We start from the raw sequence: 21,724 nt of genomic DNA on the forward strand, positions 1-21,724 counted from the left end.
TGTTAACATACCTGAGTTTACACATCAGGATAAGCAGAGAGCTGTATGTCATCATCAAACGCTTTTCGTCATCTCGGCAGCACCCGCGTTGAATCGCTGAATATCGATATTCTTCATTACGAGCACATCGCCACCGGCGCAGTGCATTATCATCTGGCTACCGACTACGATGAAAAAGCTTTTATGGTCGCCCTGCGCACCATGCCCCACGACTCCACCGGCGTAGCGCACATTCTGGAGCACACCGCATTGTGCGGCAGCGAGAAATATCCGGTGCGCGATCCGTTCTTTATGATGACGCGCCGCTCGCTCAATACCTTTATGAACGCCATGACCAGTAGTGACTGGACCGCGTATCCTTTTGCCTCACAAAACGACAAAGACTTTAAAAACCTGCTCGATGTGTATCTGGATGCAGTGTTTTTCTCGCGTCTGCACGAGCTGGATTTTGCTCAGGAAGGCCACCGCATTGAATTCAGCGAAGAAGGCAACGCCGACTCGCCGCTGGAATACAAAGGCGTGGTGTTTAACGAGATGAAAGGGGCGATGTCGTCCACGGTCAGCCAGTTATGGCAGGGCATCAGCAGCTACCTGTTCCCGACCACTACCTATCACTACAACAGTGGTGGTGAGCCGGCAGAAATCACCGATCTGACCTATGAGCAACTGGTCAGCTTCTACAAAACCCACTACCACCCATCGAATGCCATCTTTATGACCTTCGGTAATCTGGATGTGAGTGAACTGCACGAAACCCTTGAAACCCAGGCGCTGAGCCGCTTTGAGCGTCAGGACAAACAATGGCGTGTTGAACCGGAAAAACGCTATGCCGCGCCACTGGCGGTTGAGCAATGCTACGGCATCGACAGCGACGACCTGAGCGCCCAGACCCATCATGTGCTGGGCTGGCTACTGGGTGAATCAACCGATCTGGATGCTCAGCTGGAAGCGCATCTGGTCAGTCAGGTGCTGCTCGATAACAGCGCCTCACCACTGCGCCGCGCGCTGGAAGAAACCGATCTGGGCGGCTCGCCGTCACCGCTGTGCGGGCTGGAAGATTCCAACCGCGAAATGAGCTTTATGTGCGGCATCGAAGGCAGTGAGCCGGAACACGCCCAGGCGCTGGAGCAGCTGGTGCTCGACACCCTGCAGAACGTCGCCGACAACGGCGTGGAGCAGAGCATGATTGATGCCGCGCTGCATCAGCTGGAACTGCATCAGCGTGAAATCGGTGGCGACCATTACCCTTATGGTCTGCAGCTTATTTTTAACTCGTTACCGGCGGCGACCCATTACGGCGATCCGGCAGCCCTGCTGAACCTTGATCCGGCGCTTGAGCGTCTGCGCGCCAAAGCCAGTCAGCCAGGCTTTATGCAGGAGGCGGTACAGCGTCTGCTGCTCAATAACCGCCACCGGGTGCGTTTCACCCTGCGCCCGGATAACGGCGTAAACGACGAAATGAAACGCCTGGAAGAGCAGCGTCTGGCTGAGATTAAAGCCGGTCTGACTGCTGAGCAGAAACAGGCGATCCTCGATCAGGCTCAGGCACTGAAAGAACGCCAGCAGCAGGAGGATGATCCGGGCCTGCTGCCACAGGTGACTCTGGCCGATGTGCGCCCACAAGTCAGTTATGTGACGCCGAGTAACACCTATCAGGATGGTCTGCCGGCCACCGAATACGTTGCCGGCACCAACGGTCTGATCTACCAGCAACTACTGGTAGATCTGCCCGCGTTTAATGCCGAACAGCTGAGCTGGCTGCCGTTCTTTACCCAGGCCTGGAGTGAAGTAGGCGCCGGTGGTAACGATTACCTCTACCAGCAACAGAAACAGACTGCACTGGTTGGCAGCCTGTCGGCGTATGCCAGTCTGAAAGGTAAAGTCGATAATGCCGACCAGCTGGAAGGCTATCTGGTGATGAGCGGTAAGGCGCTGGCAGCCAAGGCCGATGATTTCAGTGCACTGATGCAGGAAACCTGGCAGGCACCGACCTTTGCTGAGGAGAATCGTCTGCTCGATTTGCTGACTCAGGCCAAATCACGCCGTGAACAGGGCATTACCGGCAACGGTCACGGCCTGGCTATGTCGCTGGCGGCCGCACCACTGAACCGCGCCGCCAATGTGTCAAATGACCTCGGCGGCCTGCCGCAGGTAAAACGCCTGAAAGAACGTCTGCAGCGTGCGCAGAAAGAAGGCGCAGGTTTCCTGTCAGCCGCTCTGCAGGATATTTACCGGCAGATCGCTTTGCCACAGGAGGCGCTGCTGGTGCATGACGAGCAGGGCGCGGCCGCGCATCTTGCCAGCCTGCACAACTGCTGGACGCCACAAGCTGCCGCACCTGCAGCGGCACTGAGCTGGGAAATGCCGGAAACCGCAACCTACTGGATGGTGGATTCGCAGGTGAATTTCTGTGCCTGGGCACTGCCGACGGTGACTATGGATCACGCCGATGCTGCACCGCTGGCGGTACTGGCAGGCCTGTTACGCAATGCCTTCCTGCACACTGCTATTCGTGAACGCGGCGGTGCTTACGGTGCCGGCGCGACCCAGGATTCGGCGCTGGGCTGCTTTAAATTTTATTCCTACCGTGATCCGCGGGTGGAAGGCACCTTTGCGGATTTCGCCGCCTCCATCGACTGGTTACTGGCGCGCAGCAGTGGTGACGACCTGATTGAGCAATCGGTGCTGGGTCTGATCGGTGGTATGGATCGTCCGGGCTCACCAGCAGGTGAAGCCAAGCAATGCTTCCATCAGGATAAGAGCGGCCGCTCGCGGGCACTGCGTCAGCAATTCCGTGAGCGCATTCTGGCCACCTGCTGGGCAGATGTGCAGCGCGTTGCTGAGCAATATCTGCACAATCAGGTCGGTAGCAAGGCTGTTATCGCGCCACGTGGAACTGACAATATTGCAAATAATCTCGGATTAATTGCGAATGATTATTGATTGACTACTAATCCGGCGGCATAATGCCGCCGGTTTGCAGCCATACCCGGGCGCATTCAGTTTTTGTTAATACAAAGCCGTTAGACTTCTCGCTTGAAATATCACTTCACATTGACAGGGACACGACCGGTCATGAAAACCCCGTATATCCTCGCCACATGCTTGCTGGCCTGCACGCTCAGTGCTCAGGCTGCCCCTCAAACCGGGACTCAAACCGGAACCAGGGCCGACAGCCCGTCAGATACTCTGACCAGCGCTCAGCAGCAGATCAGTGCTACCGACAACAGTGGCCGCAACAGCCAGCAGAAGGTTGAGAAACTGGATGATCAGACCCAGCTGCTGCTGAACGAGTACCGTCAGCTGCGTGCCGAAACGGAACAGCTGGCGCTCTACAACCGTCAGATGGCCGCCATCGTTTATAACCAGGATAAAGAGCTGGAGTCGCTCGCGCGTCAGATTACCGAAATTGAGCGCACCGAACGGGGCATCCTGCCACTGATGAGCCGCATGCTGGATTCTCTTGAGCAATTTGTGGCACTGGATACACCTTTTCTGCCACAGGAGCGCGGTGCCCGTATTGCGTTGCTGAAAGACCTGCTGACCCGTGCCGACGTTACCGTGTCAGAAAAATTCCGCCGGGTGCTGGAAGCCTATCAGGTGGAAGTGGATTACGGCCGCAATATCGAAGCCTACCGTGGCCAGATGGATAACATTTCTTACGATTTTCTGCGGGTCGGACGCCTGGCGCTGTACCGCATCAGCAATGACGGTCAGCATGCCTGGCTCTGGCATAAAGGGCAGGGCAACTGGCTGGCACTGGACGATGGCTATATGCGCGACCTGCGCAAAGCACTCAAAGTGGCGCAACAGATTGCCGCCCCCGAACTGATGGTTCTGCCTCTGCCGACTCAGGCCTCCCTTGAGTCCGTTATGACAACCTCAACCAACAAACAGGCGGAGGCACAATAATGAAACCTTTCCTGTCCTCCGTGTTACTGCCGGCGATTCTAAGTTTCACCTTCAGCGCTACGGCAATCGCCGCGGATGCTGCTGAACAAACCGCTAAAAACAGCGATCCACTGACTGGCCTGCTGAATCAGATCGGCAGCTACAGCCGTGAAGAAGCGGCACAGAACAAGGCCCGTGAGGCCAAATTCCTCAGTGATCTGAATACCCAGAAGCGCATGCTGAGCGAGGCTCGCGCCGCGCTGAAACGTGAACAGCAGCTGGCCGACTCGCTGAAAGATCGCTTCGACAATAACGAGCAGGCACTGACCGAACGCGAAGAAGAACTGCGTTTGCGGGTGGGGAATCTGGGCGAGATGTTTGGCGTGGTACGTCAGGTTGCTAACGATCTGAACACCGTGCTGGGCGACAGCCTGACCTCGGTTGAGATTCCTCAGCGCAAAGCCGATCTGAACAAGCTGGCGGAAGCCAAAGAATTGCCGACCATCGCCGAGCTGGAAGCGCTGTGGTTCAGCCTGCAGCAGGAAATGACCATCAATGGCGCCGTGACATCCTTTGATAGCGTGGTGATTGGCGCCGATGGCAAGCCACAGAAGCGCAGCGTTACCCGCTTGGGTGTGTTCAATGCCGTGGATAACAGCGGTTATCTGGCTTATGACGCCGAACTGAAACAGCTGCAGATGCTGGGCCGTCAGCCCGGTGCGGCGGATATGATCCCTGAATGGCTGAACGCCAATGCGGCCGTCGCACCTTTTGCACTGGACCCAAGCCGTGGCGCCTTGCTGAACCTGTCACTGGAAAGCCCGGACCTGCTGGAGCGGGTACAGCAGGGCGCGCTGGTTGGCTACATCATTATCGGCCTGGGCCTGATTGGTCTGGCACTGGCGGGCTGGCGCCTGGTAGTGCTGGGTACCGTTGGTCGCAAGGTTCGTCAGCAACTGGATAACATCGACAACGCGGCAGAAGACAATCCACTCGGGCGTGTGCTGGCCAGCTACCGCAATCTGCCGCAACCGCTGGATGTGGATGTACTGGAAGCCAAAATGGACGAGGCGGTTCTGCGCGAACTGCCGGCGCTGGAGCGCGGCCAGACCATCATCAAACTCTTTGCCGGCATCGCGCCGCTGCTGGGTCTGCTGGGCACGGTAACCGGCATGATCGCGACCTTTCAGGCGATCACCAATTTCGGCACCGGCGATCCGAAGCTGATGGCGTCCGGTATTTCTCAGGCACTGATCACTACGGTGCTAGGCCTGTTAGCTGCGATCCCGCTGCTGCTGGCTCACAACTGGGTGGCATCACGCAGCAAGGCGCTGATTCAGCTGCTGGATGAGCAGTCTGCCGGACTGATCGCCCAGGCGCTGGAAAACCGCTCCGGCCAGAACCCGAAAGGCAACTGAGATGCAGTGGCTGCTGGACTTTATGGCCCAGGGCGGCCCGGTACTGTACGGCATTCTGGTGCTGTGCGTGCTGCTCTGGAGTCTGATCATTGAGCGCCTGTGGTTTTTCTACCGCGAGATGCCACGCCTGAATCGCGCTATTGCCGAACGCTGGGCACAGCGCAGCGAACACCAGAGCTGGAATGCGCGCAAAATCCGCGCGGCCTGGCTCAGTCAGCAAAAGCAGGCGGCGCAGCAATATTTGTCACTGGTTGGCATTCTGATCGCCATCTGTCCGCTGATGGGCTTGCTGGGAACCGTGACCGGCATGGTCAGTGTGTTTGATGTGCTGGCGGTGACCGGTACCGGTAATGCGCGGGCTATGGCGTCGGGTATCTCTCAGGCGACCATTCCGACCATGGCCGGACTGGTGGTGGCACTGACCGGTTTGTATTTCCGCACCCGCTTTAAACGTTTAAGTGAGCGCGGCGTGCATCAGCTCGCCGAATGGCTAACGACCGACTGAATTTACGGATTATTTGTTATGGCACGTCGTCACACCGATAGTGAAGCCGATGGCAACGATATCGATATCACCCCGATGCTGGATATCGTCTTTATCATGCTGATCTTTTTTATTGTTACGACCTCTTTCGTTAAAGAAAGCGGCGTAACCGTCAGCCGCCCGAGTGCGCAGACCGCAGAAGAGAAAAAGGGCAGTAATATTCTGCTGGCGATCCGCGCCAATGGCGAAATCTGGATCGACCGCCGCGCCATTGATGTGCGCGCTGTGCGTCCGAACATTGAGCGCATGAAAGCAGAAAACCCGGAAGGGGCTGTGATCATTCAGGCTGACGAATTTTCACCGACCGGCCTTCTGGTCAAGGTGATGGATCAGGTACGCCTGGCCGGAATTACCAATATTTCTATTTCCGCCGAGGCGGCTAACTGATGCCCCGTTTGGCGATTGCTTTATTACTGGCTTGCGGGGTAAGTCTTGGCTTGTTCTGGGCGATGCATCAGATGGTGTCAGGGCCTGGGGAGCTTAAGCGCGATAATCGCGACAACACCTATGTCGACTTTGTGCGCCTGAAGCAGGAAAGCAAAACCCAGCTGAAAGAACGGCGCAAGCAGGAGCCACCCAAGCCGAAAAAACCGCAACTGCCAAAAGAATCGGTGGCCGAACAAAACACGCCGATGCAGCAGTTGCCGTTCAATATGCCTGATGTAAATCCGGATTTATCACTGGCGCAGAATTCGCTATTGGGCGACGCCGTGGTTGGTATGGGCTTTGGCGATACCGATGTTATTCCGCTGGTGCGGATGAATGCTGTGTACCCCCAAAAAGCAGTGCGTCAGAAAATCGAAGGCTATGTAACCGCTCGTCTGGCGATTAACCCCGAAGGCACAGTCGACGATGTCGAAATTCTGGAGGCCGAGCCGCGTGGCGTGTTTGAGCGCGAAGCCATCCGGGCGCTGTATAAATACAAATTCAAACCGAAAATGGAAAATGGCCGGCCGGTTGCGCAACAGGCAACCCAGACCATTGAATTTAAGCTGGGTGATTCCTGATGCGTCTTTTTACCACCCCGTTTCCCGGGCTGTTTTTCGGACTGCTGTTCTGCCTGCTGGCTCCGGTGCTGCAGGCCGCCAATAACAGCCTGTCACCATCCACTTATGAAGCATTGAATGCCATTCAGGAACAGCTGGCGGCACAGCAGTACAGCGGAGCCGAACAGGCTTTGCTGGAGCTGGAAGAGGATTTAACCCCCGGCTTCGGTCTGGCGCTGAGCTATCAATTGCACGGCCAGCTCTATCTGCTGCAGGAAAAAAACACTGAAGCCATGACCTGGTACAGTAAAGCGCTGAGCCTGAATGCGCTGGCTCCGGCGCAGGAGTCAGCACTGTCGACCACGCTGGCGCAATTGCATCTGGCGGCAGAAAACACCAATGCAGCCATTGCTGAGCTGGAACCACGACTGACAAACATCCTGCAGCTGGAAAAAGAAAAAAACAGCAGCAAGGGTAAAGGTGACAAAGAAAAAAACGCCGACTGGATTCAGCCTCTGAGCTTTATCACGCTGGCCTCGGCCTATCAGCTGGAAAAAAATTACGCCGCCTCCATTCCCTGGTTGTTAAAGGGTATTGGGCGCACACAGGCACGTGGCGACAAGCCGAAAGAAAACTGGCTGCAGATGCTGATGGCGGCGCACTATCAGCAAAAATCCTATCTGAAAACCGCCATGGTGCTGGATGATCTGCTGCGTATAAATCCTGCCAAAGAAGATTACTGGCAGCAGCAGGCGGCTATTTATCAGCTGCTGGAAAAGCCGAAACTGGCCCTGCGGACACTGGAGTTGGGATACGCCGGACACTATCTGAAAAAAGCCGACAGTATTCTGCTGCTGGTGCAATTATTGATCAGCGAAAATATCCCTGAGCGCGCCGGACGTATTCTGCAGGCACATATCAAAGACGAAACCGTTGAATTAAATGAACGTAACTGGCGCTTACTGGCGGCGGCCTGGCAGCAGGGGCGCGAGCGCGATAAAGCCGTAATCGCCATGCGTGAAGCCAGTGCTTTTATGGACGATGGCAGTCTGCTGTACCGTGCGGCACAGATGCAGCAACAGAATGCAGAGTATCAGACCGCTCTGAATGACAGCGAAGCGGCGCTGAAAAAAGGCCTGTCAGAACGGGATAAACCCCGGGCACTTATGCTGGCCGGCAGCTGTGCTTATGAACTGAAAGAATTTGCCGCGGCACGGCGCTATTTCCAGCAGGCGCTGACGCTGGCGGCGGTTGCAGCCAATGCCCGCGTATGGCTGGATTATCTGGATACGCTGGAACAGTATCCCGGCTGATATCTGGCCATGCGGATTTAAATAAAAAACGGCGCTTATAAGGCGCCGTTTTTTATTGCCGGAGATAAAGCCTGCTCAGGAAAAGGTTGCCCAGATCGGTGCGTGATCTGACGGTTTTTCCAGTGCGCGGATATCGTAGCTGACACCCGCTGCGGTGCATTCTTCGTATACCGCAGGCGTTGCCAGGATATGGTCGATACGCAGGCCGCGTTTGGGCTCATCATCAAAGCCTTTGGAGCGGTAATCAAACCAGCTGAAGGTGTCATTGCTGGCCGGATAATGTTTGCGATAGGTATCCTGCAAACCCCAGCCGAGCAGGCGCTGATACCATTCGCGCTCTTCCGGCAGGAAACTGCACTTGCCGGTTTTCAGCCAGCGTTTACGGTTCGGTTCGCCAATACCGATGTCGGTATCTTCCGGTGAAATATTCATATCACCCATCACAATCACCCGGTCGGCCGGGGTGAAGTTTTCACTCAGGTAACGCTGCAGGTCGGCGTAAAACTTTTCTTTAGCCGGGAATTTGGTTTCGTGGTCGCGGCTTTCCCCCTGCGGGAAATAACCGTTCAGCACATTCCAGATTTTGCCGTCAATTTCGTAGCGTGCATGAATAATGCGTTTCTGCGCTTCGGCGTCATCCCAGGGCCAGCCTTTCTGCACAAAGACGGGGGCGGTTTTACTCAGCAGAGCTACACCGTAATGACCTTTCTGGCCAAAGAACTCGACATGAAATCCCAGAGCCTGAATATCCGCCAGCGGAAATTCGGCGTCCTGCACCTTGGTTTCCTGCAAACCAAGCACATCCGGATTAAGCTGGTCGCGAATGGCTTCCAGTTGATGAGGCCGGGCGCGGACGCCGTTAATATTGAAACTGATGATGGTGGTCATGGCTGATCCTGACGCTAGGGCCTGTCGACACTAATTAAACAGGCCTGTTATTGGCTAAAAATATCTCAAACAAGGCGCTGAGAGTGTGGGATGTTCAGCACATCCCTGTGCTTCACCCCTTCGGGGTTAGCACGCCAATCTGTTCCAGACAGATTGGTAACGGGTTAAGCGAACGAACAGCAACGCAGGATGAGGGATTTTTAGCCATAACCCTTCGGGCTGAGGCCAGTTTTCCCCATGAACATCGTCGTTCGTCATTCATTTAGCCCGCTAATATCACGTCTCTCTCCTTGTTCTGAGAAAAACTGGCTCTCAGCAGGACCTATCCAATTAGTGTCGACAGGCCCTAATAAAAACAGCCACCATAATAACAGTCTGGCAACATCAGGTCAGGTCGAGTGTTGGTCGGCCGGAGCAGGGCAGTATAAGTTAATTGGCTGAAAAATAAGCAGATGAAAACCCGGACTGATCACTCCTGTTGGGTGATCAGTCAAAATCACTACACTGAGCGCCATTGTTTTTACCGGCCAGTCCGGCCATCGCAACCGATGAGGTCATCATGAACAGCACACCTTTTAAACCGGCCATTCTGGCGGTACTGATTGCTCAGATGCTTGCCAGTCAGTCTCAGGCAGCTGATACCGTCGAGCTGGATGCGCAGCGCGTTACCGGCCAGTTATTCAGCCAGAACATTGCCGAGCAGGCATTTGCGGTTGAGGTGATTGAACGCGCCGACCTGAAATTATTACCGGTGACCAATCTGGCTGATGCGCTGGAATGGGTGGGCGGACTGGATGTACGCCAGCGTGGCAGCGGTGCACAGGTCGATCTTGGTATCCGTGGAGCAGGTTATGAGCAGACGCTGATTCTGGTCGATGGCGTGCGCATGAATGACCCACAGACCGGCCATCATAATTTCGATCTGCCGGTTACTCTGGAAGATATTGAACGCATTGAGATTGTCCGCGGCCCGGGTGCCGGACAGTATGGCCCGAACGGTAATGCCGGGGTGATCAATCTGGTAACCCGCAAGCAGGTGGAGTCTGAAAATGGCCGCAGCGCGCTGTTAAAAGCCGAAGCCGGCAGCAAAGATTACGCCCGTGGTTTGCTGAGTCTGGCCAAAACCCAGGGCAACTGGAGCCACTTTGCAGCGGTCAGCCAGCAGGAATCCGATACCTACATCAAGGGTGCCGATCTGGATTACATCAGTCAGCAGGGCAATTACCGCCTGGTGCACCAGAATAATGCCCACACCACAGTGCTTGGACTGGGCTATCTGGACCGGGGTTTTGGTACTCAGGGGTTTTACACACCACCGAACCTGCGTACCAATGAAAGCACCATTCAGCGCCACGCTTACCTTACCCATGAACAGCGTTATTCCGCCGGTCGCAGTGTTGATGTTGCCGTTAACTGGCGCCAGCACGACGATGAATTTTACTATCTGAATTATGCGCCTTCCGTGCATCAGACCAATGCCTGGCAGAGCCGTCTGCGCTTTCGTCTGAATGAATCACTGGCGCTGGGCTATGAGTTTAATCAGGAAGACATCGACAGCACCTCGACGCTGGGTGATCGCCATGAACGTGAATACGGCAGTGCCTTTGCGTTTGGTCAGTACGACTTTGGCGCTGTGCAGTTGGCGGGCAGTTTGTCGTATCTCGATTATGATGGCGGCGACAGCTATACCTTGCCGGTGCTGGGCCTGACCCTGCCGCTGGCGGCCGGTCAGCAACTGTATCTGAATGCCGGTAAAAGCGTGCGCGTGCCGACCATGAATGATCTGTATCTTTACCAGATCAACCCCGTGACCAACACTGGAAATCAGGGTAACGCCGACCTTAAAGCAGAAGAGACCAGCAGCGCTGAACTGGGTGCGCGCCTGAATCTGGCGGGCCTGCAAACCCGGCTGGCGGTCTTTAAACGCAATACCAGCGATGCCATTGATTACACTCAGACAGCGGCCGAAGTCGCCGATCCGACCATTAATTACTACACCGCACGTAATATCGATGCAATTGACACCAAAGGTTACGATATCGAGCTGGATGCCACCGGCCTGCTGGCGGCAAGCGGTCTGCAGAAGGCCAGTCTGAGCTATACCCGCCTGATTCAGGACTTTACCAATCAGTATGAAAAGGCCCTCTACAGCAAATCTCAGTTTGAGCATCAGGTTGTTCTGGCGCTGGCTTATGAATTGCTGCCGGGCCTGAGTGCGACATCACTGTACAAGTTTGAAGATCGTTACAATCAGAATGGTTACCGCATCTGGGATCTGGGCTTAAAGCAGCAGAACAATGGCTGGAGCTGGGCCGTTGCGGCAACCAATGTGCTGGACGCGGATTATATCGACAGTGGTTTTATTGAAGCGCCGGGCACCGGCTATCGCTTTGAGATCAGCGCGGGTCTGTAGATCGCAGGGTGTAAAAGGTGAAATGCCGATCATAAAAAAGCCGGAGTGACTGTTCAGTATCGACAGCCACTCCGGCTTTTTTATGCGCGCAGTGTTTCAGTCTTCGCTGCTGTCGCTGGCTTCGGCCTTATAGGCTGGCTTAACAAAGCCCGGTTCCATAAACACCGCAAAGTTACCGCGCTGCTCGCTCATCAGGTGATGGGCATGAATCTTACTCATGGTGCCTTTCTGGCAGTAAAGAAGGAAGCGGGTGTCCGGCTGTTGTCTGGTCAGTTCATTCACGCGGTTATCGAGGTCAAAGAACGGAATGGTCAGCACGCTGTTGTTGGTCAGCGTCAGCGGGGCGTCTGCCGCTTCCGATGGGTGGCGGATGTCGATGATCACATCGTTCAGCCCCGGAGTGGTAACAATCTCGACATTCTCCAGGCCGCTCTCGGCGCCACTAAGCACATCGTCGATACGCTGGTAGGTGGCATCGGCCAGCGCCTGCTCCAGTACTGCCATATCAAATTTGGCTTCAGCGTCGGCGACTTTGCTGCGATCTCCCACAGTGGTCGGGTTCACTGAGATCACACCGCAGTATTCCGGCATGGTGGCGGCGAACATTTCGGTGCCGATACGGCGGGCGGTATCGATGATGTCCTGCTTATCCATAGCCGCCAGCGGACGCAGCACCATGCGGTCGGCAACGTCATCGATCACAGCCAGATTGGTAATGGTCTGACTGGCGACCTGGGCCACGGCTTCGCCGGTGACCAGTGCCGGCAGGTTCAGGTTTTCTGCCACGCGCGAGGCCGCGCGCAGCATCATACGCTTCAGTACAACGCCCATCTGTCCGGTATCGACATTGGTCAGAATTTCGGCCACAACCTTCTCGAACGGCACGGTAACAAACTTAACCCGGTGGCTTTCACCAAAGGTGCTCCACAGGTAGTGGGAAACCTGTTTCACGCCGATCTCATGCGCGCTGCCGCCCAGATTGAAAAAACAGAAGTGGGTTTTCAGGCCGCGGCGGGTCATCAGGTAGCTGGCAACGGTGGAGTCAAAGCCGCCGGAAATCAGACTCAGCACTTCGCCCTGGCTGCCCAGTGGATAGCCGCCCAGGCCTTTGATGGTTTGCTGCACCACCTGAACCTTGTCGTTACGCAGTTCCGCCAGCACGGTCACTTCCGGGCGGTGCAGATCGACGCGCAGTGCCTCGGTTTCTTTCAGAAAGCCGCCACCCATATAGATTTCCGCCTGGTGGGAGGTGAAATCGTGCAGACCCGCACGCTTGATGCGCACACAAAAGGATTTACCGGCGACGCGCTCACGGTAGGCATCGCGTACGCGCTGATAGGCTTCGTCCAGCGTGGTGAAGGTGTATTCAGTGATTTCCAGTGCTGCAGCAATGCCCGGTGTGTGCGACAGGATCTGAATGGTCTGGCGGCGGGCCGCATCGTCATCGCGGTTGACCAGAACGATCAGGCTGTCCCAGCGGTTCTGTACATCCACCGAAATAGCGTGGCGGCGGAACATATTCTGCAGGTTCTGACGCAGAATTTTGGTCATCTGCTTGCGCACACTGGTGGATTTGATGGTGATTTCCGGGAACAGCTTGATTACGAACTTCATAAGGCGGCGGAGGGACAATAAATTGGGGGCGCGGATTATATCCTACTTCCGCCCACAGGGCATCCGCAGGGCGGGCCAGAGCAGGTTTCGACCGCTTTGCGCATGGTCGGGCTATGTCCAAAGCATGAGGCTTTTAAGGGGCGTGCTGCCATATGGGGCAAGGTCATCGTAATGTCATATTGGCTGAGCAATCTCTGGTATTGCATCTCGCCCGTAATGGGATCTCATCATGAAACTGAAGGAGTAGGACATGACAAAACGAATTGCACTGGTAACCGGCGGAACCGGCGGCATTGGCACCGCGATCTGCAAGCAGCTGCATGACGATGGCTATCAGGTGGTTGCCGGCTACTATCACGGCGGCAACCACGACAAAGCGCAGACCTGGCAGGATAAGCTGAAAGAAGAGGGGTACGACATCGCCCTGGCGTACGGCAATATCCGCGACTTCGCTTCCTGTGAAGCCTGCATTGAGGGTATCCGCAAGGACTTCGGCACCATCGATGTACTGATCAATAACGGCGGCATCACCCGTGACACTACGCTGCGTAAAATGTCTCCGGAATACTGGCACGATGTGATCGAGACCAACCTGACCTCGGTGTTCTATATGACCCGCCTGGTGATCAATGACATGCTGGAGAAAAAGTGGGGGCGTATCGTCAATATCTCTTCCATTAATGGTGAGAAAGGCCAGTTCGGTCAGGCTAACTATTCTGCCGCCAAAGCCGGCATGTACGGCTTTACCAAGGCTGTCGCGCAGGAAGTTGCCAGCAAAGGTATTACCGTGAATACGGTGTCGCCGGGCTATATCGCCACCAGCATGATCATGGATGTGCCGGAAGAGATCCGTGAAGACATCCGCAAGGGGATTCCGGTCGGACGTTTTGGCGAGCCTGAAGACATCGCCCGCGTGGTGAGCTTTCTGGCCGATGAGAAGGCGGGCTTTGTAACTGGTGCCAACATCTCCGCTAACGGCGGTCAGTATATGCACTGAACCTGCCTGTTTCGCGCCGCATTTCATGCGGTGCATTCCGGGATTAAAGAGGCGAAGCCGGGGTTACAGCTCCGGCTTCAGCTTTTTATGGCGGGCACTGGCGTGGCGCTCACGCAGCTCGGTGTCGATGTAACGGTCGGTCGTGGCCATGCTGGCATGACCGGCGTCTTCCTTAACGTGTTCCTTGGGGCGGAATTTTACGTCCTCGGAAATGCCGGTGTGGCGCAGCCAGTGCACGGTGGCCACGCGTAACTCCTGTGCTTCATCTTCCAGTCCCTGGCTGCGCATACGCTCAAAGGCCTGATCGAAGCAGGACTGCACCAGATAACGGATCTGACGGGTACTGGTCACCGGCCCGCGTCCTTTCAGTCGTTGCACCAGTGGCGTCTGTTCGCCGACATAGGGCAGGCGTGGCAGATTCAGATGCTCGCGGTAGCGGCGCAGCGCGGCGAGCATATCGTCAGACACCGTCACCAGGCGTGCCTTGTTGCCTTTGCCGACAACCCTGAGCCACCAGTTACCATCGGCATCGGTATGAAAATCACCCATAACCGGTGTTGAGCGTTCATCGGCCACCAGTTCGGAGATCCGCAGATACATACCAAACAGCAGGCGCATCACAAACAGCGAGCGCTCGTGCTCGGCCGGGCTTTCTTTCGCCAGTTGTTCGACGGTTTCCAGAATGAAATCCCACTGCAGATTCGACAGGCGGCGCACCGGCTCCTGATAGGCATGGCGCTGCAGAAACTTGCTCTTCTGGCGAATCAGCGCCACCGGATTGATGCGCAGGTAATCTTCCTGCAGCAGATAATTAAAGTAGGTTGAGAGTACGGCGAACAACGCCTGCAGGCTTTTCTGTGACAGTGAAAAAACCGTACGGGCCTGCGGGTCAGCCTTGATCGCCTGATTCACAAAGGGGCGCCAGTCGGGGTTGGCGACCCGTTCACCCTGATGATTTTTAAAGCGCGCCACCTGTTTGCTGCCAATCCAGGATTTGGGAGGGGACTGGCAGAAGTGGATATAGGTCTCAAGATCCTGCCGCTTAAGCTCACCCAGACCACAACCGCGTATCAGCCAGCACCATTGCAGCAGACGCTCAACTTCACGCCGGTAGCTGTTGAACGTAGCCGTACTGCCGTTATAGCTGACCAGAAAACTGAAGCTGTGCACCAGATCTTCAAAAGCACCATCAATGCGCTGCAGCTCGGGGTGCAGTGTCAGAATGCGGCGGGCGCTGCTCAGTGGATTGCTCAGGTAGTCGAGTTGGTCTATTAGCGGGGCAGGAGAGGTGTTCAGCATGGAAATTATCGGAAATAAGAGTTAGGCAAAGAATAACGACTAATCGCGGAAGGAGCCAGTGCGCCCTTATCTGGGCCTGAAATTACAATCCTAATCTTTCTTAAGCGCTTCAAGTGAATCCTGTATGCAATTGAAAACAATAGGATTTTTATAGAATTATTTCGTAACTTTAAGAATGGGTGAAAGAATATTAAAAAAGATGGAACCCTTTGCCGCCCTGGTTCGTGTTACTGCACACACGCCAACATATAAAGAGGTACTCCGATGTTTCGTACTAACTGGTTACGCAATTCACTGTTTCTGGCGGTGACGTCCGCACTGGTTGCTGGTTGTAACAGCAGCTCCTCCGGTTCAGATACCGGCCGCCTGTCACTGAATGTGACTGATGCTCCGGTCGATTCCGCCAGCAAGGTTGTTGTCAGCTTCAGTGGTGTTGAACTGCAGTCCGGTGGCAGCCGTACCGAAATTCTGTTTGATGAGCCGCGCACCATTGACCTGCTGGCGCTGCAGGGCAGCAACTCTGCCAACCTGCTCGAAGGTCAGGAATTGCCGGTCGGTGAATATCAGTGGATGCGCCTGCTGGTGAATGCCGAGCAGGATAGTGTGCTGGATTCCTATATTGAGTTTGAAGATGGCTCTGTGCAGGAGTTAAGCGTACCTAGCGGTAGCCAGACCGGCCTGAAACTGGTGCGCGGCTTTACCTTGCTGGCCGGCGGCAGTGCGGACTTCACCATCGACTTCGACCTGCGCAAATCCATTGTTGACCCTAAAGGCGGTCAGGGCATGCACCTGAAGCCGGCACTGCGCCTGATTGATAACGCCCAGTCCGGCACCATTACCGGCACAGTGGCTGGCGAACTGATTGCCAGCGCCTGCGCCGACGCCAGCCTTGATGCAGGTGCGGTGTACGCCTTTGTCGGTAGTGATGCTGTAGCGGATGATGTGGACGGCGATGCCGGCGATCCGCTGACCTCTGCACTGATTAATGAAAACGCAGGTGTGTACAGCTATGAGTTAGGTTTTATGCCGGTAGGCACCTACACCCTGGCTTACACCTGTGAAGCAGCGACTGACGATCCGGAAAGCGATGATGTTATCGTCTTTGCCGAGCAGGCCAATGCTGAAGTGGTGGCCGATCAGACAACTCAGGCGGATTTTTCCGGTATCTGAGTGACAGGCACAGGCAGACATCGGGTCTGCTTGTGCCTATGATGGATTGCCCTGATGGTTTGTCTTTGTACCCGGAGTACCGCCGTTGGCGTTTTTTACCCGCTTATTCCGCCCGGCGCGTGCTTCAGAACGCCGCTTCAGTGAACTGGTCGGTCCCCATATTGAGACCATGTATCGCATGGCCTGGCACTGGACGCGTAACACCCATGATGCCGAAGATCTTGTGCAGGATGTGCTGATCCGCATTGTTAACCGGCTTGATGAGCTGGAAGCCGCCGATAAGCCGCAGCCCTGGCTGATCCGGGTGTTGTATTATCGCTACGTTGATCTGTATCGCCGCCGCCAGCGCTCTCCGGTTCTGCCAGCGGAAGATTGTGCGGAAGCAGGTTCTGCTGCAGAAGCAGAAAGCAGCGTTATGGACAAACCAGACCGTCTGGCGCTGGCAGCGCAGCTGGAAAGGGCGCTTACCTCACTGTCGGATGATCACCGGGATGTTGTGCTGATGCACGATTTGGAAGGATTCACCACTGCAGAAATCGCCGTGGTCTTTGGCATCAGCGAAGGTACGATAAAATCCCGTCTGCACCGGGCGCGGGAGAAGCTGAAGGGAAAATTACATGGATCGTTTTAGTCGGCCCGGACGTGTTAACAGTAACAGTCAATCATCAGCGGAGTATAGTTTATGAACTGTCAGCAATGCCGGCCACAGCTGTGCGCCGCTGAATATTCTGCTGCGGTGCTTGACCACCTGGTTGCGTGCCCCGATTGCCGCTCTGTAGCCGAGGAGCTCCGCCTGGAAGAGGCTTGCCAGCAGTTGCGGGTATCCGTCCCTATGCCTGCTGCTGATTTCCGTCAGAAGGTAATCAGTGAGGCGTTGCTGTATCAGCGCCAGCCGCAGCCTGAACCAAAGCGCTGGCTGTTACCCTCCGCGTCGGCATTTGCCGCATTGCTGCTTATGGCGGTAGCCGTGATATTCAATTCGCAGCAGGCTGCGGATATCACCTGGCAACAGAATGTGGCCCTTGTGTTTAACGCCCCTGCGGATATTGAGTCGGCGACCATTGAGATCCGGCCGGGTAAAGGGGTTTTGCTGACCGGTTATGATGAACCGGTGATTCGCTGGCAGACACCTCTGCAGCAGGGCAGCAACCGTCTGACGCTGCCCGTGAGTGTTCATTCGGTCAGCAATGGCGGACTAACGGTGACCCTGAGTTACGGTCAGTCGCACAAAGAAATCCAGGTAAATCTTGATCACCCGGCCGCTGACGCGACAATGCCGGCCAGGGCTATCTGATGGGCTTATTGAGAGGGGCTTTGCAAAGCTATGCAAAAGTACGTTAAACCGCAGCGCGTGCAGGCTCTTGCTAAAGGGACTGTTGAGCAATATCTGGCAGCGCTGCCGCGTGTCGCTGCCATGATTCTCAGCGTTGCCGCTATGTTTTTCAGCGCTTTCAGTTCCGTTGCGCATGCAGACATTAGCGATGCGGAAGTAACCATCGACGTTATCGATGAGCAGGCGACACCGGATGTGATTTACCATGAAATCCGTCTGCCTCAGCCGGCTTCATCCCGTGTGCGCCAGAATGCCGGGACCGGCTCTGACAGCGCCGCACAGATGAACCGCAATCCGGGAGAAGCTGCACGGGAACGTGCACAGGAAGCGGCAGCAGAGCGCCGCCAGCAGCGTGAACTGGACGGCCCTCCGGGTAACCGGCCGGATATTCCACCGGGGCAGAACAAAGACTGAACTACTGCTCATTGGGGCCTGTCGACACTAAGTAAATCCGGCCTGCTGAGAGCCTGTTTTTCTCAGAACAAGGAGAGAGGAGTGATATTAACGGGTTAAATGAATGACAAACGACGAAGTTAATGAGGAAAACTGGCCTCAGCCCGAAGGGTTATGGCTAAAAATCCCTCATCCTGCGTTGCTGTTCGCTCGCTTAACCCGTTAGGACACACTCTCAGCGCCTTGCCTGAGAAATTTTTAGCCGATAACAGGTCTGTTTAATTAGTGTCGACAGGCCCTAATACAGAAAGCGGCTGCCCCGCAGCCGCCCGGGGCGATATACTGCCGCCTTTGCTCCAAATGACACATCCCATTGCGATATCTTATTTTTGCGCCTGTTTTTATCCTGCTGCTCAGTGCTCCCCGCATTCTGGCCGCTCCGGCCAGTTACCAGAGCGGCATTGAGGCTTTCCGTGCCGGTGATTACCACGAGGCTCTGACGCACTTTATCGCCACCCGTCAGGCGGGCAATCAAAGCCCGGCCTTGCTCTACAACATCGGCGTCAGCTATTACCGGCTGACGCAGTACCTCCAGGCGCGTACCGCGTTTACTGAACTTGCGGCATATTCCGATTGGCAGGCGCTGGCCAGCTACAACCTCGGACTGACCGAAGCAAAACTGAGCAATCCCGGCAAGGCACGTGAGTACTGGCAGCAAGTGGTGCAGCTGGATTCTGACCTTCGCCTGGCTGCTCTTGCCAGTGAACGCCTGGCGCAGGCAGAGGCTGTCGCCAGCCTAAGGCCACAGGTGTTTATGCAGGTGCAGGGCGGTTATGACAGCAACCCGGATCAGCTGCACCATTCACTGGCCGTCGCTGATTATTACACCGACCTTTATCTGGCTGCTGATCTGCCTGCGCAACGCTGGAATGCCGCGTTATTTCTCCGTGATTATCAGCGCCATGATGCACCTGACTGGCTGCAGCTGAGTGCCGACAGAGAACTCTGGCAGTCTGCGGCAGTCGTACCCGTTGCTGCGGATGTTCGCGCCGGTGTGCGCTACGAACGCTGGGATGGTGCGCCGTATGCCGTAACACCTTTTGTAGATATATCTTCAAATTATCGGAAATATGGGGCTGAACTCTCAGCCTTGTATTCCGCCGGTTATGAGTATCGTTTTGGCGACAATACGGATGACCGCCTGCAGCAACGCCTGCGCCTGAGTCTGGAATCGGGCAATTACTATTGGCGTGGCTGGCTGGGTTACCAGCTGGAAGACACCAGCCAATCAGGCACGGAGACATCATTCACCAATAGCGGTCGTATGCTGCGCTCAGTGTTTGCCGGCACAAGAATGAGCTGGGCGCAGGGACTGAGCCTGCGCGCTCAGCTGGAAAAACGCCATGCTCTGTACCATGAATCACTGATGATCATTGATCTCGACGGCACAGAAAAAACTGCTCGCCGCCGTCAGGAGCTCTGGCGTATCAGTGCCGATCTGCAATGGCGTACAAACCAGTGGCGACTACATGCCGGAGTTATGGCGGGTAAAGCGAATGACCGTTTTGAGCTGTACGATTTTACTCAGCATCAGGTTTATGCCGGTGCAGGCTATCAGTGGTGATAACGCCTGAGTAGTCATACTCAAGCGCAGGCGCTGGGCCTGGGATTCAGCTGGACCAGAGATTCAGCTAGGCTGCAGATTCTTGAACGGGTTGCAAGTGATCGTCACGCTGGGCGGGTTTGTAATTAGCAGTGCAGGATTGCATCCGGCGTATAAATCAAAGATGTGCAGATTTATTAGAACTCGTGCCGATGGACGACAGGCGGTCCGCATTTTTACGCTTATACGCCTATTCCGATAATATCAATTATCGGAAATATAAAAGGTCGTTTGCACAGCCCTTCATCTGCAAGTAACCTCTGCACATACTCTGGAATGGAATCAGGAGTCCTTTCTGAAAGCATTTGGCCTGATCGTTATATTGCTGACCGCAGCCGGTGCGGGACTAACCCTGTGGCTTCCCGATTATCCTGCATCTCCTGCCGCATCTTCACTTGAGCTGCGTCCGGTCACCAATGCTGAGCTGTCCTTGTCCGGCCAGTTATTACCTGACTCTGCAACCGGCGCAGATATCCAATATGGACTGCAGCTGTATATGAGCAACAGCCCTGCGGTGATTGAAGCTGAATTAAAGCAGCTCGAAACTGCAGCGGTTAAGCTACCTTTTACGCCTGTTGTATTCGCCGTCAGTGAAGATGATCGTCACTGGCTTATACTGGCAGTTGGCCCCTTTGCGGAGCGCCCGGCTGCGGAACAGCTGCAGTACTCACTGATGGTTCAGGGCCAGACTCCCAGACTTATCGCCTGGCCGGCGGACTGAAGCACGCTGCGCCAGCCCGTTCAGATAATCAGTACAGGACAAGGAAATGCCGATGAAAACACCACCGCCACTGCGGAATTACCAACAGATGGTGCGGATTGTCCGCAGCGGAGCGGACAGCTCCGGCTTTACCGCCGTTCCTTACCGTTTGGCTCAGGCTTATGGCTCTGAAGCTCCTTCGCCTGCTGATGTGCGCCTGCGCAGCCTGGATGAATCAGGACTTAATCTGCGTACCAGTCGCCAGCCAGAACCCGCAGCAACGGATAATTACTTGCCGCTACGTGCAAACAGCACGCTGTTTCACCACCTCCATGCTCAGGATCAGAGCTATCTGAATGGAATGGCTCCACCACAGACTGGCAGTCGCAGAGACAGCTATCCGGGTACTAAAAGCCGGGGCTATCTGAACAGTGATGCGCTGTCCGAGAGCGTCGTTGCGGCAGCACCGCAGCCGCGAACAACGCATTCCAAGTCTGCACATAAAGCGGGAAATCTGCAGGCTGAACCCACAGAGACCTCACAGCCTCAACCAATGGCACCTGTACAGTCTGCACACCCTGCCCCAAAAGCCGGAAAACAAACCCGCCTGCCTCTGGTACAGGAAGCGCCTCTCGATGGCATTCAGGGCGTGGGGCTGGATTTCTCACTCTGATCGCCAGCCACTGCTGGCGTCAGCTGAGAATCATGACCTTGACCTGTGATGGCGTCAGTGTTGTACCAACGGTATTGGGCAGCTCGCCATTATGAAGGCTGGGTGAAAGCATTTTGGTCGCAGGCATTACCATCTTGTACACCTTGAAACTGCCCAGCATATTTTTAACCGGCCCCATCATCATGCTGGAAACCACTCCCATCAGAACCCCTGCCTGATCACCATTAGACAGCGGCACCGTGGTCAATAAATTGTGATCCGGCATAGCTACCGTATACATATTAAAAATATTGGGAATGGCTGTAGAAGACATTCCGATATTCGGATATGGAATAGGCGTAATAACCGGCCCAATCGGTGTTTTGCAAACATCCAGTGCTGACAGATGCATTGCCGGACTTTGTGTGGTGGCAAACATAGTATTCTCCT

At 55.4% G+C, this 21,724-nt stretch carries 20 protein-coding genes; 16 read left to right on the forward strand and 4 right to left on the reverse strand.

What is annotated here, in order from left to right:
- The first annotated feature begins 45 nt into the window (after positions 1 to 45).
- From MT343_RS09365 to MT343_RS09395, 7 genes are all read left to right on the forward strand, one after another.
- Entirely contained in the window at positions 46 to 2,943 is a 2,898-nt protein-coding gene (locus MT343_RS09365; protein WP_145468768.1) for an insulinase family protein, read from the forward strand.
- 132 nt (positions 2,944 to 3,075) lie between these two features.
- Positions 3,076 to 3,912: a DUF3450 domain-containing protein gene (locus tag MT343_RS09370; RefSeq protein ID WP_145468767.1), complete on the forward strand. Its 837-nt coding sequence runs from the start codon at positions 3,076 to 3,078 to the stop codon at positions 3,910 to 3,912.
- Positions 3,912 to 5,309, forward strand: coding sequence for a MotA/TolQ/ExbB proton channel family protein (locus tag MT343_RS09375; RefSeq protein WP_145468766.1), 1,398 nt, complete (start codon positions 3,912 to 3,914; stop codon positions 5,307 to 5,309). Before MT343_RS09370 ends, MT343_RS09375 begins: the two co-directional genes overlap by 1 nt.
- Before the next feature lies 1 nt (position 5,310).
- A complete protein-coding gene (locus tag MT343_RS09380; protein ID WP_145468765.1) occupies positions 5,311 to 5,814 on the forward strand; it encodes a MotA/TolQ/ExbB proton channel family protein in 504 nt (167 codons plus the stop codon).
- Positions 5,815 to 5,832: 18 nt separating this feature from the next.
- Positions 5,833 to 6,240 (forward strand): ExbD/TolR family protein, encoded by a 408-nt coding sequence (locus MT343_RS09385; protein WP_145468764.1) that lies wholly within the window; start codon positions 5,833 to 5,835, stop codon positions 6,238 to 6,240.
- Entirely contained in the window at positions 6,240 to 6,860 is a 621-nt protein-coding gene (locus MT343_RS09390) for an energy transducer TonB (protein ID WP_145468763.1), read from the forward strand. The genes MT343_RS09385 and MT343_RS09390 overlap by 1 nt, the downstream gene beginning before the upstream one ends.
- Positions 6,860 to 8,152, forward strand: coding sequence for a hypothetical protein (locus MT343_RS09395; protein ID WP_145468762.1), 1,293 nt, complete (start codon positions 6,860 to 6,862; stop codon positions 8,150 to 8,152). Before MT343_RS09390 ends, MT343_RS09395 begins: the two co-directional genes overlap by 1 nt.
- Positions 8,153 to 8,227: 75 nt before the next feature.
- On the opposite strand, the gene xthA is transcribed toward MT343_RS09395, so the two are convergent.
- Entirely contained in the window at positions 8,228 to 9,040 is an 813-nt protein-coding gene (gene xthA / locus MT343_RS09400) for an exodeoxyribonuclease III (protein ID WP_145468761.1), read from the reverse strand.
- A 559-nt stretch (positions 9,041 to 9,599) separates the two neighbouring features.
- On the opposite strand from xthA, the gene MT343_RS09405 reads away from it, so the two are divergent.
- Positions 9,600 to 11,453, forward strand: coding sequence for a TonB-dependent receptor plug domain-containing protein (locus tag MT343_RS09405; RefSeq protein ID WP_145468760.1), 1,854 nt, complete (start codon positions 9,600 to 9,602; stop codon positions 11,451 to 11,453).
- A gap of 96 nt (positions 11,454 to 11,549) precedes the next feature.
- On the opposite strand, the gene thiI is transcribed toward MT343_RS09405, so the two are convergent.
- A complete protein-coding gene (thiI, locus tag MT343_RS09410; protein WP_145468759.1) occupies positions 11,550 to 13,067 on the reverse strand; it encodes a tRNA uracil 4-sulfurtransferase ThiI in 1,518 nt (505 codons plus the stop codon).
- 250 nt (positions 13,068 to 13,317) lie between these two features.
- Between thiI and phbB the strand changes: the two genes are divergently transcribed.
- Complete coding sequence (gene phbB / locus MT343_RS09415) at positions 13,318 to 14,064, forward strand: acetoacetyl-CoA reductase (RefSeq protein ID WP_145468758.1); 747 nt, start codon at positions 13,318 to 13,320, stop codon at positions 14,062 to 14,064.
- Positions 14,065 to 14,127: 63 nt separating this feature from the next.
- Here phbB and MT343_RS09420 read toward each other — a convergent pair whose 3' ends face one another.
- A complete protein-coding gene (locus tag MT343_RS09420) occupies positions 14,128 to 15,363 on the reverse strand; it encodes a tyrosine-type recombinase/integrase (RefSeq protein WP_186435874.1) in 1,236 nt (411 codons plus the stop codon).
- Positions 15,364 to 15,627: 264 nt separating this feature from the next.
- Between MT343_RS09420 and MT343_RS09425 the strand changes: the two genes are divergently transcribed.
- The 7 genes from MT343_RS09425 (at position 15,628) to MT343_RS09455 (ending at position 21,295) form a co-directional block, all read left to right on the forward strand.
- Positions 15,628 to 16,533: a DUF4382 domain-containing protein gene (locus MT343_RS09425; protein WP_145468757.1), complete on the forward strand. Its 906-nt coding sequence runs from the start codon at positions 15,628 to 15,630 to the stop codon at positions 16,531 to 16,533.
- An 85-nt stretch (positions 16,534 to 16,618) separates the two neighbouring features.
- Positions 16,619 to 17,164 (forward strand): RNA polymerase sigma factor, encoded by a 546-nt coding sequence (locus MT343_RS09430; protein WP_145468756.1) that lies wholly within the window; start codon positions 16,619 to 16,621, stop codon positions 17,162 to 17,164.
- A gap of 201 nt (positions 17,165 to 17,365) precedes the next feature.
- On the forward strand, positions 17,366 to 17,827 hold the full coding sequence (locus MT343_RS09435; RefSeq protein WP_145468755.1) for a hypothetical protein: 462 nt from the start codon (positions 17,366 to 17,368) through the stop codon (positions 17,825 to 17,827).
- A 30-nt stretch (positions 17,828 to 17,857) separates the two neighbouring features.
- The gene (locus tag MT343_RS09440) at positions 17,858 to 18,280 is read left to right on the forward strand and encodes a hypothetical protein (protein WP_145468754.1); all 423 of its coding nucleotides are present in this window, start codon (positions 17,858 to 17,860) and stop codon (positions 18,278 to 18,280) included.
- Positions 18,281 to 18,632: 352 nt separating this feature from the next.
- Positions 18,633 to 19,883, forward strand: coding sequence for a tetratricopeptide repeat protein (locus MT343_RS09445; RefSeq protein ID WP_186435873.1), 1,251 nt, complete (start codon positions 18,633 to 18,635; stop codon positions 19,881 to 19,883).
- A 361-nt stretch (positions 19,884 to 20,244) separates the two neighbouring features.
- Entirely contained in the window at positions 20,245 to 20,643 is a 399-nt protein-coding gene (locus MT343_RS09450) for an SPOR domain-containing protein (protein WP_145468752.1), read from the forward strand.
- Between the two features lie 52 nt (positions 20,644 to 20,695).
- Entirely contained in the window at positions 20,696 to 21,295 is a 600-nt protein-coding gene (locus MT343_RS09455) for a hypothetical protein (RefSeq protein ID WP_145468751.1), read from the forward strand.
- Between the two features lie 19 nt (positions 21,296 to 21,314).
- Here MT343_RS09455 and MT343_RS09460 read toward each other — a convergent pair whose 3' ends face one another.
- Positions 21,315 to 21,713 (reverse strand): DUF4150 domain-containing protein, encoded by a 399-nt coding sequence (locus MT343_RS09460; RefSeq protein WP_145468750.1) that lies wholly within the window; start codon positions 21,711 to 21,713, stop codon positions 21,315 to 21,317.
- Positions 21,714 to 21,724 lie beyond the last annotated feature (11 nt).

Origin of the sequence: Venatorbacter sp. C2-1, from assembly GCF_022832715.1 — a bacterium.
Classification (GTDB): domain Bacteria; phylum Pseudomonadota; class Gammaproteobacteria; order Pseudomonadales; family Oceanobacteraceae; genus Venatoribacter; species Venatoribacter alkanivorans.